The sequence below is a fragment of the Thermococcus gammatolerans EJ3 genome (assembly GCF_000022365.1).
Classification (GTDB): domain Archaea; phylum Methanobacteriota_B; class Thermococci; order Thermococcales; family Thermococcaceae; genus Thermococcus; species Thermococcus gammatolerans.
Map to the genome: position 1 here is coordinate 282,041 of NC_012804.1, position 15,263 is coordinate 297,303.

The window sequence follows — 15,263 nt, forward strand, 5'->3', positions numbered from 1 at the left end:
TGTTATTCCCCTAATGAATCCTTGGGCCATCTTAAGAATCTCCCATGCTGTCACCCGCACGTTTAGCCTCTATGAGCCCGAGGATTATCAGGTAACCTCCAATTAGGCCTGGTAGTAAGTACAGAAACACTTTTAGCGGCTCGTCAGACTTAACGGCGAGAATGCCTGTATCAATCCACTGAAACACCCAGAAGTACTTTGCATCGGTTGGGGGATAACTGAGTTGTTCCCCACTTCTTTCCCTACTCTTCTTTGCACAATACATGGGAGCAATAAAGAGCAGATACCATGCCAAAAATGAGACAATTACCCCGGTTGCTTTCTCAAAATCATTGTAGACGAGAGCTATCACTCCCAGAGCACCTACTGACGAGAGGAGAGATGTCAATGTGATGAGCTTGATTAGCAGATTTTTCCCTGTGCCTCTGGACCAGAGAACCATTGTTCCCCACATGGGGATGAACATCACGTTTATTGCGAACACATACAGCCCGCTTTCAAGTCCTCTAACCCTCACCATAATAAGGGAGGACAAAAGGATAAGAAAAAATCCCGAAAGGAAACTCCTTATGAATCTCATTTGAATTAACCTCCTTTACGGTGCATCAAGATACTCATACGCTATAACTCCTGCTATAAATCCCAATGCCGCTCCAACTAAAGTTCCAGCCCCAGGCACAACTGAACCAAGGGCGGCTCCTGCCTCAGTAGATTCAAGTATATACGTAGCTGCAATTGTAGTAGTTATTCCGATAGTTACAGGAATTGCAATATGTTCTATTACTCTGTCATGATTAATGGTTATTGTCACGTATTGGGTTACTGTGTATCCCAGGTCGAGGATGGTTCCATTAGACGTTACAACGTATGGGTGACCGTTGGCATAGACCGTGAAGTTGACCTGCACTGGGACTTTGAACCCTGCTAAATCCTTCAAATCAAATGCCGTTTGGAGTAAGTTGCTCTCTGACAGGACACCATGGTAATCAAGCTTAAAACTCTCCAACTCCCCCGGGAGCCACCTTACGTGTTATTATTGTCTCAGCTGGTATTCCAATGGTCACATCTTTCGTACGCTCTGTTGCAAGGATGCGACTGGGGTCAATATCAATGCGGGTGATATTCCATTCGACGTCTGTGGGGTTTGTGAAGTATACTTCGCATTTCATGTCTAAGACTAAGTTGCCCTTCTCCGCGGATAGCTTCATGTTGTCACACCCCATAAATGCTTTCTTGGTGGTTGGGGGAGTCACTTCTACTTTTGCTTCCCTCTGTTCTTCCGTTCCAAGGCCGAGGGGTTTACCTTCCTCGTTGTAAATGAAATCGTCGACGACGAGTTTAAATGTGTAGTTACCGGTTCTATAAAGTATTGGGCCGGAGATCCAGAGGGTATATACTCCTGCCTTGTCCGGTATGTCATAATTGAAGTTCTTAATCACAATTCCATTTTGGTCAACAATTTTGATATGATATGTAACAGTGGGTGAGGTAGACATTAAAATATCAGGCAATGGGTCATTTGAATTATCTTTGAAGTCATACTTTGAGTGATACACCCTTAGTTTTAAGGTAAACCATACCCTACCTCCACCGTCAAGCGTCCTTGGCCAGACCGTAAACGAGACACCAAAGTCTCCGTCAAACGCGGTGATGTTTCCGGAGTACGTATCAACTTTCCCTAGGTTTATGTCGCCGAGGGTTCTGTTGACTTCGATATAGTAGTGGTGATCTCCCTTCTCGGCAGAGTACCACCTGAGAACAACCTTGTTCTCGGAGTTCGCGAGAATTTCCACGCTCTTCTGGTCTACAACTCTGCCGTCGATGTAGAGGGCGATCTTTAAGTCCTCTGCGGTGGGATAGGTGTTGCCCAGAGTTACTGTGAAGTTAACGGTTTCGTACTCCTTTGGCAGGTCGGGATCAACCTCGACCCCTTCAATGTACACCTTCCCGGGATCGTCTTCCCTCTGGACGAGGACGCTGCCCCTGTCTTCCGCCTGAAAGCCGGCGTAGGAGAACACCGCGAAGTACTCGTACCTGCCGGGTTCAGGGTAGGGGACGGTGGAGACCGTTACCTCTGTTTCCTTGTTCGCTCCGAGGGTCAGCTTCCCGCCGCCGAGCCTTACCGTCCTCTTGCCCGAACCATCAGGCACCTGGGCGTAGAGGGTGTAGTAACCCCTAACCGGCAGGGTGTTTCCGTTCTCGATTCTGAGCCTGAAGGTTATCGAGTCGCCCACCTCGGCCACGTCCTTCGATGGCATCACCTTCACCTTAACCTTTTCGGGGTCGAGCTGGGATATGAGGTCGAAGGTTCCGGTGTATTCGAGCTTTATCACCCTTATCGAGGTAGTCTCGTCACCGTAGTCCAGGGTGGCGGGCTCACTAACGCTTTCGACCGATGATGTGGATTTTATCACGACATTCTCTCCTCCCGGACCGGTTACCGGCCTGTAAGTTATCGTGACTATTCCGCTGACTTTGACCTTCAGCGAGCCGTCGAGGACTCCGACAGAGGTGGTGAGGTTTCCGCTCTCGATTGTTCCACTCCCGGGATCGAGGATTCCCGGGGTTACCGCCTGCTCCTCGCTGCCGGTGTTGAAGGTGACGTTGTAGACAACGACCTGTCCGCCGCTCACGGTGTAATCGATGGCGACGTGGTATTTAATGGGGTTCGCATCATGAGAGGCTCTGACGACGCGAACGGCGTTTATCCTGAAAACGGGCTCCTGGGATGAGGTGGAAGTTAGCGGCTCGGGGGTGGAGAGGTGGAGGGGAGTTGGCATAGGACGCGGCCTTGGCGGCGAGGGGTTCGGTGTGAAGGAAGTCGAGACGAGCCTGACCTTCATGTACTCCTCAAGCTCATCGTACTTCTGCCTTGCCAAGCCCCAGAGCTCCGGATTGGAGTTGCCCTTCTCTATCGCGACGGCGATGGTGTAGAGTTCGCCGAGAGTTCTGTACGCTTTGAGCGCATTTTCCCAGCTGTACCGTCTGACGGTCTTCCCCCTGCTGTCTATTGTTACCATCGAGAATCCAATGCCCCCGTTTGAGTAGTAGATGCTGGCCGAGTAAATTGTGTCCACGACGTCGCTCTTAGTGGATCTGACGGCGTAAACGAGCGAGTTCGGGTTCTGATTTATGATAGCGCTCCGGATCGAGGAGGTGCTGACGAGCGGGTTCGAGGTCAGCGTTCCAGATGGAGCCTGAGATGGCGAGGCAGGCCAGAACTCCCTCTCAACCGCCCAGGTTTCGTACTTGGCGTACTTCCACCCGGTGAAGATGAACGAATCCGAGAGCGCCTGGAGGAAGGCGGACATGCTGAAGGAACCGGTTATTGAGTCTGTGTTTTCCTTTATGTATTCTTCAAGAGCCTTTATTTCCTCATCGTTCCAGCCTGAGGAACGGAGCTCATCAACGACTTCATCCGGAAGACCGTTCTGGGCGATCTCTCTCGCCATGTCCTTGAGCTCGTCCTCCGAGTAGTCCATCTTTACGCCGCTTCTCCTGAGTTCGGTGTAGGCCTCCCAGATCAGGGCGGAGATGTTGGCCGCGTTCTCCTCACCGAGTATGGAGTTCTGTATCAGATCGGTTACGTTGTTTCCGGTGGAGTTAACGATTGCAACGAGCTGGGCTTCCTAACCGAGGGTTTCCCAGAAAATGCTGAACGCTGTTATATTTTCATTCAAATCGTTACTTGATGCCCCGCTTGAAGCTGTAGTTCCCTTCACGACTCCGGAAAACATACTAAGGAAGAGCATTGCTATCAAAGCTACTCCCTTCCATTTCATGAAAACCACCAAGAGTTATAATACTGGAAGGTTTAAAACTTTTTTCTATCCGAATTTCACATACTATCAATGATAGTATATAAAATCTGGAAAGTTCGAAAGGTTTAAACGCTCTGGATGGAAAGATAAAAGATGGTGCGCCTACCGATGGAAGTGCCCCCCGGAAAGTGGAGCAAGGCGAAGAAAGTTCATCTCATTCACACCAAGCGCAGAATGCTCCAGCTCAAGCGCAAGGATGAGCTGAGCTATAACATCCGCTACATCTCAAAGGTCCCCGTGAAGCTCGTAATGGACAGGGAGTTCCTGACCCTTCACCCGGAGGAGTCCTTATCAAAGCTCGTCCAAAGCCTCAGGGGTGAGGAGAGCTCTGCGGTGGTTGTTGACGATGAAGGTAAACTCCTCGGCTTCATCACGATGAAGGACCTCCTCCGCTTCTTCGAACCCCCGAGGAGGTACTCCATAGTGGGCATAAACCTGCTCAAAAAGTACTCCATAAGCAACGCCTCCCGCGTGGAGGACATAATGGTTCGCAAGCCCATAACGATTCACGTCGATGAGAACCTCGGGCGGGCGATACGGATAATGCTCGAAACCGGAAAGCACCACCTCCCGGTGGTTGATGATAAAAACCGCGTTCACGGCATCCTTGAGGTCAAGGACATAATCCGTCTGATACGCATAGTCTCGTCATGAACCCCTAAAACCGCAGAGGGATGATAATCATGGACGTGTTCCTAGAGCTGGCGCTGATACTAATCGTTGCGAAGCTCTTCGGCTACCTCGCCGTTCGCCTCGGCTTTCCAGCGGCCCTCGGCCAGCTGATTGGCGGGATTCTAATCGGGCCGTCCATTCTGGGACTGGTCGGCTTCGACGAGGCCGTGAAGCTTCTGGCCGACCTCGGCGTCGTTATGCTGCTCTTTCTGGCGGGCCTTGAGACCGACGTTGAGGAGTTCAAGCACGTTGGTATTCCCGCTTTCATAATAGCATCCCTCGGCGTTCTCATACCCTTCATCCTCGGTTATGTTGGGGCTCTGGCCTGGGGGTACTCGAACATACAGGCCATGTTCCTCGGTGGAGTTCTGACTGCCACGAGCGTCGGTCTCACAACGAGCATACTCATGGAGATGAAGAAGCTCCGCACGAGGGTTGGAACGACGATTTTAGCTGCTGCCGTCGTTGACGACGTCCTCGGCATCATCGTGCTCACGATACTCGTTGGAATAAACACCAGGGGGAGCGTCTACTTCAAGGACCTCCTCATAATCCTCGGCGAGGTCGTCCTTTACTTCGGCATTGGCCTTCTTATCGGCAATCCCGCCGTCAGGGAGGCTTTGAAGCTTTCGGAGAGAATTACTTTACCTGAGACCGTTACGGCTTTTGCCATAGCGATAATGCTAATCTTCGCCTACCTCGCCGAGCAGTTCCAGATAGCGGGCATAACCGGTGCCTACCTGGCAGGTCTTCTCGTGGCGAGCACCGACGAGGCGAAGGAAGTTGACAGAAAGTTCATGACGATAGGCTACTCCCTCTTCATTCCAGTGTTCCTCGTGAGCATCGGCATAGAGAGCGACGTGCGGGTTTTAGCCCACGCGGGAACCTTTGCCCTAATCTACGCCATACTCGCGATAGTGAGTAAAGTGGTCGGCTGCGGCTTCGGTGCCTTCGTCTCGAAGTTCAGACCGATTGAGTCCCTTCAGGTGGGCGTTGGCATGATACCCCGTATGGAGGTGGCCCTCATCATGGCCAACGTGGCCCTCAACGAGGGCGTCTTCGACAGCGGGACGTTTTCCATACCGGTCACGATGGTTCTGGTGACGACGATAGTGACGCCGTTCCTCCTGAAGTGGGCATTCTCAAGGGAATAGGGGCGGTAGCATGGAGATACTCCTCCTGATAGCGGTAATGCTCGCGACGGCGAAGCTGATGGGGTATCTCTTCGAGAGACTGGGTCAGCCCGTTGTCCTCGGCCAGATATTCGGGGGCCTGCTGATTGGCATCTTCTTCGAAACTAACCCGGTGATAGGCCAGTTCGCCAACCTCGGCGTCCTCCTGCTTCTCTTCATGGCTGGTCTTGAGAGCGAGCTTGAGGAGTTCAAGCGCGTTGGAAAGCAGAGCGTTGTCGTTGCGAGCCTCGGCGTTCTGGTCGCTTTCCTCTTTGGCTTTGCCGTGGCTTACCTCTTCGTCCCCCTCCACGAGGCAATCCTCTACGGCGCGATGATGACACCGACGAGCGTGAGCATAACGGTGAAGGTGCTCATGGAGATGAGGAAGCTCAACACGCGCGAGGGGACGACGATTTTAGCGGCTGCGGTCGTGGATGACGTCCTCGGAATCCTTGTTCTCACTGTGGCGATTTCGATGATAAAGGGAGGCGAGGTCAACTACGCGAGCCTCGCCGAGGTCGTTCTCTCGGTCTCTCTGCTCCTCTTCTTCTTCCTCTACTTCGGGCCCGGCCTCGCGGACAGGGTCTTTCGCATTCTCTCCAGAGTTGACCTGCCCGAGAGCGAGACGGCCTTTGCCCTTGTTTTCCTCATAGTCTTCGCCTTCCTCGCCGAGCACCTGAACCTCGCCTCGATTCTCGGTGCCTACCTAACGGGCCTCGCCCTCGGCCAGAGCTCCAAGAAGAAGACGATAATGGACCACATGAACGTCCTCGGCTATTCCCTCTTCATCCCGCTCTTCTTTGTCGAGGTCGGGATGAAGATAGAGCTGGACTACATCCTCCACGCGGGCCTCTTCGCGGTTCTCTACACCATTGCCTCCATAGTGAGCAAAATAGTCGGCTGCGGCCTCGGCGCCAGGCTGGCCGGCTTTGACTGGGGGTCCTCCCTCAGGATAGGCGTCGGGATGATTCCGAGGATGGGTGTTGAGCTGGCTATGCTGGCCGTTGCTATGGGGAGCGGAATAATAGGCCCCGACGCCCTGACCGTGGCGATTCTCATGGTGTTCGTTACGACTGTGATAACGCCGCCCCTGCTCAAGTGGCTCTATTCAAGGTAGCTCCGCCAACCGAGTGTTCATCACGACTCAGCCAGTGCCGGTTTCGTCATCGCTCGCCCTGGGTTGGCATAGGTTTTTAAATTGCTTTCCCCAGCTTCCAGCATGAGCGAGTTCTCAACGATACTCAGCTCGGCACTGCTGATGCTCATCATGATTGACCCGAGCGACAAGATACTCCTCGTTAGCTTCCTGCGCGAGGATTTTCACATAGAGGACATAAAGGCCCTAATCGTGAGAGCCAACCTGATAGGCTTCCTTCTCCTGGCGAGCTTCGCGGTGGCAGGTCAGATAATCCTCCAGGAGATTTTTCACATCGACATAAACGCCCTGAAGGTTGCCGGGGGCTTCGTTCTCTTCAAAATTGGTCTCGAGGCTTTAGAAGGCGGTGGAATGTTCACGCTGAAGAGGGAGCGTGATATTCTAGCTTTGGCCGCCGTCCCCGTCGCGATGCCCCTCATTGCTGGTCCCGCCGCTATTACTGCGGTAATAACACTCACCGCCGAGTACGGCTACCTCGTCTCGCTCTCCGCAACGGCCATAGCGATTGCAGTCGTTGCGCTCTCGATGTTCGTGGCGCTCTACATGATGAAGTCCGTCAACAAAACCTTCCTGAGCGTTACTATCAGGATAATCGGTCTCTTCATAATGGCCATTGGGGCTCAGATGATGGTCGAGGGCGTCGTCGGGATATACCTCCTCATGACATTTTCTGGATAAACGTCAAACTTTGTCGGGATAACCTTTTAACTCCTCCCTTCCCTCTTCCGAAAAGGTGAGAGGGATGAAAGTTGAGCGCGTTAAGGGGACGAGGGACTTTTTACCGGAGGAGATGGCGAAGAGGAGATGGGTCTTCGAGAGGATTCGCGAGGTCTTCGAGCGCTATAACTTTCACGAGGTTCTCACGCCAACTTTCGAATACACTGAGCTCTTCAAGCTCAGGAGCGGTGAGGAGGTTGTAAAACAGCTCTACGCCTTCCTCGACAAGGGCGGGAGGGACATCTCGCTCCGCCCGGACATGACGTCGAGCGTCGCGAGGCTCTACGTTTCAGCCTTCCAGACGGCCCCCAAGCCCATCAAGTGGTACTACATCGCCAATATGTTCCGCTACGAGGAACCGCAGAGCGGTCGCTTTAGGGAATTCTGGCAGGCGGGCGTTGAGCTCATCGGGAGCGATAAGGTTGAGGCTGACGCTGAGGTTATAGCGCTCTTCACCGAGAGCTACCTCGCCACAGGCCTTGAGGACTTCACGGTGAACATCGGCGACCGCGTTCTGCTCGACGAGTTCGCCAAGATGCTCGGCGTCAAAGACGATATCGGGCTCATGAGGCTCATAGACAAGAAGGACAAGCTTACCCAAGAGGAGTTCGTCAAAGCTTTGAAAGACTTCGGGCTGAGCGATGAGGACGTTGAAAAGGTACTTTCGCTCGTCGAGATTAAAGGGGAACCTGACGAGGTTCTCCCAAAGGCCGAGGAGCTCTTTACGAGCGAGAAAGCCAAGGCTGAGATAAGGCGCCTCTACGAGCTGGTTGACCTGCTCGACGCCTATGGAGTCTCGAAATGGATTAGGATTGACCTCGGAATAGCGCGCGGTTTTGACTACTACACGAGCGTGGTTTTTGAGGCGATAGCGCCGAACGACCTTGGAATCGGCTCGATTGGCGGTGGTGGCCGTTACGACAACCTCATCGAGGTCTTCGGTGGCAAGCCTACGCCAGCGACGGGTTTCGCAATAGGCATAGAGAGGCTCATCCCGATACTCGAGTGGAAGGGCCTCATACCCGAAATCAGGCTCAGGCCCGACGTTTATGTGATTCCCATCGGAAAGGACGTTGAGCTCAGGAAGACGGCCGTCGAGGTCGTCTCTGCACTCAGAAGGGCTGGTGTTAAAGCTGATGTAGAGCTCACTGGAAGGAAGCTGAGGAAGGCCCTCGACCACGCTGGCAGGCTCAACGTGCCGTACGTGGTTCTCATCGGGAAAAGGGACCTTGAGAACGGCAACGTCACGATAAGGGACATGGAAACGGGCGAGCAGAGGGTCGTGAAAAAAGAAGGCATCGTCGAGGAGCTGCTCGAGCTCCTCGGCCTCTGAAATCATTTTTAAATATAAGGGAAAAGGTTTTTTTTCAAAGGTTTAATGCCATGTCACAACTCTGTGGGTCACTTTTCCCGCCAGTGCGTCCTTTAGGGCCCTCTCCATTATTTCGAGGCCCTTCTCGGCAATCTCTTCAGTTATGACGAGGGGCGGCGTAATCCGGATTACGTTTCCAAACATGCCGTAGCTGGGCAGTATTAACCCAAGCTCAAAGGCGCGCCAGCATATCTTCCCCGTGAGCTCAAGGTCTGGCTTTCCATTGGGCTTAACGATCTCCGCCCCTCTCATCAGGCCTTTCCCGCGAACGTCCCCAATTACCTCGTAATCTTCCTTCATCTCGCCGAGGCGCTTTTTAATGAACTCGCCGACGCGGAGGGCGTTCTCTAAAAGGTTCTCCCCCTCTATTATCTCCAGCGTTGCTTTGGCGGCCGCGCTCACAACAGGATTTGCCGCCGGGGTTAGGAGTGCGGAACCGCTCGTCAGGTTTTCGAGGAGCTCCCTCCTCCCAATTACGCCGCTCAAACCCATGCCGCTCGCCACGCCCTTGCCGAAGATGAGGAGGTCAGGCTTCACCCCAAACCACTCGCTCGCGAACCACTTTCCCGTTCTCCCGATTCCCGTTTGAACCTCGTCCATCGCGAGGAGTATGTTATGTTCGTCCAAGAGCCTTTTGAGCTCAGCGAAGAATCCTTCGGGAGGAACGACGATCCCCGCATCGCCCTGTATCGGCTCGGCTATCAGAAGTGCAATCTCGTCCGGCGGGACGACGTGGGCGAATATGTAACTTTCCAGATAATCCAGAAAGCGGTTTATCAGCTCGTCGGGCTCGTCGTAGCCGTTGATTCCCCAGGGGTTCCGGTAAGGATTCGGGTAAGGAACCCACACGACGTTGGGCACCAGCGGGGAGAGGCCCCTCTTCTGTGAGCTTTGAAAGGCCGCCACCGACGTTGCCCCGTATGTCTGCCCGTGATAGGCACCTATGAAGGATAAAATCCACGGTCTTCTTGTGGAGAACCTCGCCGCCTGAAGGGCCATGTCAACAGCGTCGCTCCCGCTCATTCCGAAGAGTACGAGTGGTCTTTCGATAGGGGCCATTTCGATCAGCTTTTCCGCGACCTCTATTGCCCGCTTGCTGTGGGTGTATCCTATCATCGAGTGCTGTATCCTAGCTACTTGCTCCTGAACTTCCTTCACGAGTTTGGGATGGGAGTAGCCGGTGGAAGCGGCGGCCGCTCCCGCCAGAAAGTCTATGAAGACGTTCCCGTCAACGTCCTCAATAAGGGCACCCCTGCCCCTCTCTGGGACGAGGGGAAAGAGCTTGACGCCGAGACCCGGCGAGATGGCACTCCTTTCGCGCTCTATAAGTTTCTTCGCCCTTGGGCCGGGCGGTTTAACAACTATTCGCGGGTAATCAGAATACATTTCCTCCCCTCCGGCCGTTAAAAGTGTAAAAAAAGGAAATCACGGGTTGGCTGAGATGAACTCCTCCGTCTTCTCCTTGACGTACCAGGAGAGCACGAGAAGGCCTATCAGGTTCGGAATTGCCATCAGTCCGTTCATCATGTCCGAGAAGTTCCAGACGGTTTCCAGCTTCGTGACGGCCCCGATGTAGATGAAGACGACGAAGAGCAGGTTGTATATCAGGTGGAGCCTGGGATAGAGCCTCGCGAACTTCTCCGGATCCTTCTCGAGCCACTTGGCCAGGTACATGACGTTCTGCCTGCCGTAGAACGACCAGGCGAGTATCGTGGAGTACGCGAAGAGGACTATGCCTATTGCCACCATTATTTCACCAGCATGTCCAAACGCTGCTGCGAACGCAGCCTGGGTCAGCGGGGCACCGTTGAGGTTGGGGTCGAGGTAAGCCTCAGTGACGACTATTGAGACGCCGGTGAGGGTGCAGATTATGAGGGTGTCGATGAAGGGACCGAGCATTGCCACGTGGGCCTGCCTTGACGGGTGGTCGGTCTTAGCTGCGGCGTGGGCGAGCGTTGCCGTACCGAGACCTGCCTCATTGGAGAACAGGCCCCTCTTGACTCCCCAGAGCACAACCTGACCGATCGCTCCACCTGCGACTGCCTGGCCGGTGAAGGCGTCCTTGACTATGAGGGCGAAGGCAGATGGGAGTTTTCCTGCGAATTTGATCCACACGCCTATGGCGAAGATGAAGTAAATTATTGCCATGAACGGAACGAGCATTTCAGCCACTTCGCCGATCCTCTTGATACCGCCGATGACGACTATGAAGGTCAGGACTGCTAGGGCAAGTCCGGTGGCCCACATGGGGATGTGGAAGGCCGTTTTCAACGCATCAGCGACTGAGTTTGACTGGGTCATGTTTCCAATTCCAAAGGCCGCGATCGATGCGAACAGTGCGAAGAGCACCGCAAGAACCTTGCCGAGCGTTGGGTACGCGTCGTCCTTGAGCAGGAACAGACCGAGAATAGCGAACAGCACCGCAATTATTATTGCTCCTACCTGCGTCGCACCGCTTAGTTTCATGGCGTCGCGACCCACGAATACCGCGAAGAGGAGCGTAAAGACAGCCGCTATGTATTTGCCCGTCTTCGGAATGTTCTTCATGGCAAAGCCCTTCTCTAGGAAGTTGAAAGTTCCGCCTATTTGCGTTCCGTCTGGCAGTTTGTCTCTAAAGGCGACGCCGAGTAGACCTTCCGAATACCTCGTGGCCATTCCCACGAGCGCGGTTATCCACATCCAGAATAACGCCCCCGGACCGCCGAAGTGTATGGCCGTTGCAACGCCAGCGATGTTACCGATGCCAACCGTTCCGGATATTGTTGCCATCAACGCCTGAAACGGCGTGATGTCACCCTCTCCCGTTTTTTTGCGCCCCTCGAACAGGGTGAAGCGTATCGCCCACCCCAGTCTTCTGAACTGTATCGCCTTTAGAATAGTTGTTAACAATATGCCGGTACCCACCAGCAGCACTATCATGGGGACGCCCCAGACTTCCCCATCGAGCCAGTTTATGAAGTCCACAATGGCACTCATTTTCAACACCTCTTATCTGTGTCATGTGCAGTATTGCTCTTCTACCACGTACATTGTGCATGTAGCCACTGATCAGTACACCTATGTAATTGATCCTTTTAAACCTTAATCTTGAAATTTATAAAGGAAATTTCCTTCATATTCGATTGCTCAATGAAAAGGCTTATGAGACCTTGAGCCCAGGTGGGTAGCTGAAGATATGGTGGGATGATGAGTCTGGAGCCCCCTGATCTGTGAAGAGGTTTCGCGGGGCTGACCGGCATGATAAAACGGCGTCTCTGTCGAGAGTACATAGAGGAGATCGAGAGGCTCGAACGTTCGATTCGCGAGCTTGAAGAGGAGATAATAGAGCTCAGAATGCAGCTCAAAAGGAAGACGGAAGAGGTTACAAGTCTTAGCATTGAGAACACGAGCCTCAGGTATAAGATAGAACTCCTTGAGAGGAGGGAGAAACAGATAATCGAGTTCCTGAAAAAGCTCAAGATACCGTTTGTAATAGTTCAGGAAGAGGGGCTTGAGGATCCCGATTCTGGCCAGAACTGTGGAGAAAAACCTTAATAGGGTTGGCCTCTTTTTAGTTCCAGCTTAAGGGGTGAAGAGCATGGGCATGGACATGACCACGAGAATGTTTAAAGAGGAAGGCTGGGTAAGGAAGAAGTGCCCTAAGTGCGGTAAATACTTCTGGACGCTTGACCCGGACAGGGAAACCTGTGGCGACCCGCCGTGTGACGAGTACGGGTTCATAGGAAAGCCTGGCATACCGAAGAAGTACACCCTTGACGAGATGCGCGAGAAGTTCCTGAGCTTCTTTGAGAAGCACGGCCACGGAAGGGTCAAGCGCTACCCGGTTCTTCCGCGCTGGAGAGACGATGTCCTCCTCGTTGGAGCGAGTATAATGGACTTCCAGCCCTGGGTAATCAGCGGTGAGGCCGACCCTCCAGCCAACCCGCTCACCATAAGCCAGCCCTCGATTCGCTTCACCGACATAGACAACGTCGGAATCACGGGCAGGCACTTTACGATTTTCGAGATGATGGCCCACCACGCCTTCAACTACCCGGGGAAGCCGATTTACTGGATGGACGAGACCGTTGAGCTCGCCTTCGAGTTCTTCACGAAGGAACTGAAAATGAAGCCAGAGGACATTACCTTCAAGGAGAACCCCTGGGCGGGCGGTGGGAACGCGGGCCCGGCCTTTGAGGTGCTCTATCGCGGTCTGGAAGTGGCAACGCTCGTCTTCATGCAGTACAAGAAGGCCCCAGAAAACGCCGACCCGAGCCAGGTGGTCGAGATAAAGGGAGACTACTACGTCCCGATGGAGACGAAGGTTGTCGATACCGGCTACGGTCTTGAGAGGCTCGTCTGGATGAGCCACGGCACGCCCACCGCTTACGACGCCGTCCTCGGCTACGTCATCGAACCGCTCAAGAAGATGGCGGGCGTTGAAAAGATAGATGAGAGAATTCTGATGGAGAACTCCCGCCTCGCTGGAATGTTTGACATCGAGGACATGGGTGACCTGCGCTACCTCCGCGAGCAGGTTGCCAAGCGCGTTGGAATAACCGTCGAGGAGCTTGAGAAGGCTGTTAGGCCCTACGAGCTCATCTACGCGATAGCCGACCACACCAAGGCCTTAACTTTCATGCTCGCCGACGGCGTAATCCCGTCCAACGTCAAGGCCGGCTACCTCGCGAGGCTCCTCATAAGGAAGAGCATAAGACATCTGAGGGAGCTCGGCCTCGAAGTTCCGCTCGCTGAAATCGTCGCGATGCACATAAAGGAGCTCTCGCCGACGTTCCCAGAGTTCAAGGAGATGGAGGATGTTATCCTCGACATAATCAACGTTGAAGAGAAGCGCTACCACGAGACCCTCAAGAGGGGAAGCGACCTCGTCAGGAGAGAGATAGCGAAGCTCAAGAAGAAGGGCATAAACGAGCTTCCGCTCGAAAAGCTCATCCTCTTCTACGAGAGCCACGGCCTTACCCCTGAGATAGTGGCGGAAGTGGCTCAGAAGGAGGGCATAAAGGTCGAGATTCCCGACAACTTCTACACGCTCGTGGCTAAACAGGCCGAGAAGACCGAGAAGAAGACCGTCGCTGAGTATGTAGTGGACTTCGAACTCGTTAAGGACTTACCCGAGACGAGGACGCTCTACTACGAGGACCCCTTCATGAAGGAGTTCGATGCAGAAGTCGTTAAGGTCATAGACGACTGGGTCGTGCTCAACCAGACGGCCTTCTACCCCGAAGGTGGCGGTCAGCCCTACGACACCGGAACGCTCGAGGTTGATGGGGAAGAAGTCAGGGTTACGAACGTCCAGAAGGTCGGGAAGGTAATCCTCCACCGCGTTGATAAACCGGAGCTCTTCAAGAAAGGTGCCAAAGTTCATGGGAAGCTCGACTGGGACAGGAGGATACAGCACATGCGCCACCACACGGGAACGCACGTCCTCATGGGCGCGCTCGTCAGGGTCTTAGGAAAGCACGTCTGGCAAGCTGGAAGTCAGCTCCACACCGACTGGGCCAGGCTGGACATCTCCCACTACAAGCGCATAACCGAGGAGGAACTCAGGGAAATTGAGAGGCTCGCCAACCGCGTCGTCATGGAGAACAGGAAGGTGACCTGGGAGTGGCTTCCGAGGACTGAAGCGGAGATGAAGTACGGCTTCCGCCTTTATCAGGGCGGCGTCGTTCCCGGAAGAACGATAAGGGTCGTTAAAATAGAGGACTGGGACGTCCAGGCCTGCGGTGGAACGCACCTGCCGAACACAGGTTTAATCGGCCCGATTAAGATTCTGCGGACCGAGCGCATACAGGATGGCGTTGAGAGGATAATCTTCGCGGCGGGAGAAGCGGCAATCGACTGGATGCAGGAGACCGAGAGGCTTCTCAAGAAGACCGCCGAAATCTTCCGCGTCCCGCCTGAGAAGGTGCCAGAGACGGCGGAGAGGTTCTTCAACGAGTGGAAGGAAGCAAGGAAAGAGGTCGAGAAGCTCAGGAAAGAGCTGGCAAAGCTTCTCGTCTACGAGCTGGAGAACAAGGTCGAGAAGGTTGGCGATATTGAGTTCATCGGAGCTGTGGTTGAGGGCACGATGAACGACCTCCGCGAGGCCGCCAACAGGCTCAGGAAGGAGAAGAGGGTTGTAGTCCTCATCAGCAGGGAGGGTCACTTTGTCGTTGCCGTTGGCGACGGCCTTGACCTTAAAGCGGGAGAGCTGGCGAAAATAATAACCTCCGTCGCCGGCGGTGGCGGTGGCGGAAGGAAAGAACTTGCCCAGGGCAGGATAAAGAACCCGCTGAAGGCAGAGGAGGCGATAGAGGAGGTCAAGAGGAGGCTCGGGTGAGCTTTTCTTTTCTCCTCTTGATTCAACTCACGAG

13 protein-coding genes are annotated in these 15,263 nt (G+C 53.9%); 7 read left to right on the forward strand and 6 right to left on the reverse strand.

Annotation, left to right across the window (positions count from 1 at the left end):
• Positions 1–31 precede the first annotated feature (31 nt).
• From TGAM_RS01510 to TGAM_RS11205, 4 genes are all read right to left on the reverse strand, one after another.
• Entirely contained in the window at positions 32–580 is a 549-nt protein-coding gene (locus tag TGAM_RS01510; RefSeq protein ID WP_015857920.1) for a hypothetical protein, read from the reverse strand.
• A 15-nt stretch (positions 581–595) separates the two neighbouring features.
• Complete coding sequence (locus tag TGAM_RS01515; RefSeq protein ID WP_048810999.1) at positions 596–1,006, reverse strand: hypothetical protein; 411 nt, start codon at positions 1,004–1,006, stop codon at positions 596–598.
• Positions 993–3,482: a hypothetical protein gene (locus TGAM_RS01520; RefSeq protein WP_015857921.1), complete on the reverse strand. Its 2,490-nt coding sequence runs from the start codon at positions 3,480–3,482 to the stop codon at positions 993–995. The genes TGAM_RS01515 and TGAM_RS01520 overlap by 14 nt, the downstream gene beginning before the upstream one ends.
• 147 nt (positions 3,483–3,629) lie before the next feature.
• Positions 3,630–3,791: a hypothetical protein gene (locus tag TGAM_RS11205; RefSeq protein WP_169302021.1), complete on the reverse strand. Its 162-nt coding sequence runs from the start codon at positions 3,789–3,791 to the stop codon at positions 3,630–3,632.
• Between the two features lie 123 nt (positions 3,792–3,914).
• On the opposite strand from TGAM_RS11205, the gene TGAM_RS01525 reads away from it, so the two are divergent.
• From TGAM_RS01525 to hisS, 5 genes are all read left to right on the forward strand, one after another.
• The gene (locus tag TGAM_RS01525) at positions 3,915–4,475 is read left to right on the forward strand and encodes a CBS domain-containing protein (RefSeq protein WP_015857923.1); all 561 of its coding nucleotides are present in this window, start codon (positions 3,915–3,917) and stop codon (positions 4,473–4,475) included.
• Positions 4,476–4,504: 29 nt separating this feature from the next.
• Complete coding sequence (locus TGAM_RS01530; RefSeq protein ID WP_015857924.1) at positions 4,505–5,647, forward strand: cation:proton antiporter; 1,143 nt, start codon at positions 4,505–4,507, stop codon at positions 5,645–5,647.
• Between the two features lie 10 nt (positions 5,648–5,657).
• The gene (locus tag TGAM_RS01535) at positions 5,658–6,782 is read left to right on the forward strand and encodes a cation:proton antiporter (RefSeq protein ID WP_015857925.1); all 1,125 of its coding nucleotides are present in this window, start codon (positions 5,658–5,660) and stop codon (positions 6,780–6,782) included.
• A gap of 102 nt (positions 6,783–6,884) precedes the next feature.
• Complete coding sequence (locus tag TGAM_RS01540; RefSeq protein ID WP_015857926.1) at positions 6,885–7,499, forward strand: MarC family protein; 615 nt, start codon at positions 6,885–6,887, stop codon at positions 7,497–7,499.
• A gap of 64 nt (positions 7,500–7,563) precedes the next feature.
• Positions 7,564–8,871, forward strand: coding sequence for a histidine--tRNA ligase (hisS, locus tag TGAM_RS01545; RefSeq protein WP_015857927.1), 1,308 nt, complete (start codon positions 7,564–7,566; stop codon positions 8,869–8,871).
• A gap of 42 nt (positions 8,872–8,913) precedes the next feature.
• On the opposite strand, the gene TGAM_RS01550 is transcribed toward hisS, so the two are convergent.
• Together TGAM_RS01550 and TGAM_RS01555 are read right to left on the reverse strand one after the other, a co-directional pair.
• The gene (locus tag TGAM_RS01550) at positions 8,914–10,296 is read right to left on the reverse strand and encodes an acetyl ornithine aminotransferase family protein (RefSeq protein WP_015857928.1); all 1,383 of its coding nucleotides are present in this window, start codon (positions 10,294–10,296) and stop codon (positions 8,914–8,916) included.
• Between the two features lie 39 nt (positions 10,297–10,335).
• On the reverse strand, positions 10,336–11,886 hold the full coding sequence (locus tag TGAM_RS01555) for an alanine/glycine:cation symporter family protein (protein ID WP_048811001.1): 1,551 nt from the start codon (positions 11,884–11,886) through the stop codon (positions 10,336–10,338).
• Positions 11,887–12,147: 261 nt separating this feature from the next.
• Here TGAM_RS01555 and TGAM_RS01560 point away from each other — a divergent pair, with 261 nt between their 5' ends.
• Positions 12,148–12,444, forward strand: coding sequence for a hypothetical protein (locus tag TGAM_RS01560; RefSeq protein WP_015857930.1), 297 nt, complete (start codon positions 12,148–12,150; stop codon positions 12,442–12,444).
• A 43-nt stretch (positions 12,445–12,487) separates the two neighbouring features.
• A complete protein-coding gene (alaS, locus tag TGAM_RS01565) occupies positions 12,488–15,229 on the forward strand; it encodes an alanine--tRNA ligase (RefSeq protein ID WP_015857931.1) in 2,742 nt (913 codons plus the stop codon).
• Positions 15,230–15,263 lie beyond the last annotated feature (34 nt).

What these genes read in the sequence shown, in the direction of transcription:
- TGAM_RS01520 (WP_015857921.1), bottom strand. Translation starts at nt 3,482, where the DNA reads ATGGACTACTCGGAGGACGAGCTCAAGGACATGGCGAGAGAGATCGCC.
- TGAM_RS01525 (WP_015857923.1), top strand. Translation starts at nt 3,915, where the DNA reads ATGGTGCGCCTACCGATGGAAGTGCCCCCCGGAAAGTGGAGCAAGGCG.
- TGAM_RS01555 (WP_048811001.1), bottom strand. Translation starts at nt 11,886, where the DNA reads ATGAGTGCCATTGTGGACTTCATAAACTGGCTCGATGGGGAAGTCTGG.
- alaS (WP_015857931.1), top strand. Translation starts at nt 12,488, where the DNA reads ATGGGCATGGACATGACCACGAGAATGTTTAAAGAGGAAGGCTGGGTA.
- TGAM_RS01535 (WP_015857925.1), top strand. Translation starts at nt 5,658, where the DNA reads ATGGAGATACTCCTCCTGATAGCGGTAATGCTCGCGACGGCGAAGCTG.
- TGAM_RS01540 (WP_015857926.1), top strand. Translation starts at nt 6,885, where the DNA reads ATGAGCGAGTTCTCAACGATACTCAGCTCGGCACTGCTGATGCTCATC.
- TGAM_RS01560 (WP_015857930.1), top strand. Translation starts at nt 12,148, where the DNA reads ATGATAAAACGGCGTCTCTGTCGAGAGTACATAGAGGAGATCGAGAGG.
- TGAM_RS01510 (WP_015857920.1), bottom strand. Translation starts at nt 580, where the DNA reads ATGAGATTCATAAGGAGTTTCCTTTCGGGATTTTTTCTTATCCTTTTG.
- TGAM_RS01550 (WP_015857928.1), bottom strand. Translation starts at nt 10,296, where the DNA reads ATGTATTCTGATTACCCGCGAATAGTTGTTAAACCGCCCGGCCCAAGG.
- hisS (WP_015857927.1), top strand. Translation starts at nt 7,564, where the DNA reads ATGAAAGTTGAGCGCGTTAAGGGGACGAGGGACTTTTTACCGGAGGAG.
- TGAM_RS01530 (WP_015857924.1), top strand. Translation starts at nt 4,505, where the DNA reads ATGGACGTGTTCCTAGAGCTGGCGCTGATACTAATCGTTGCGAAGCTC.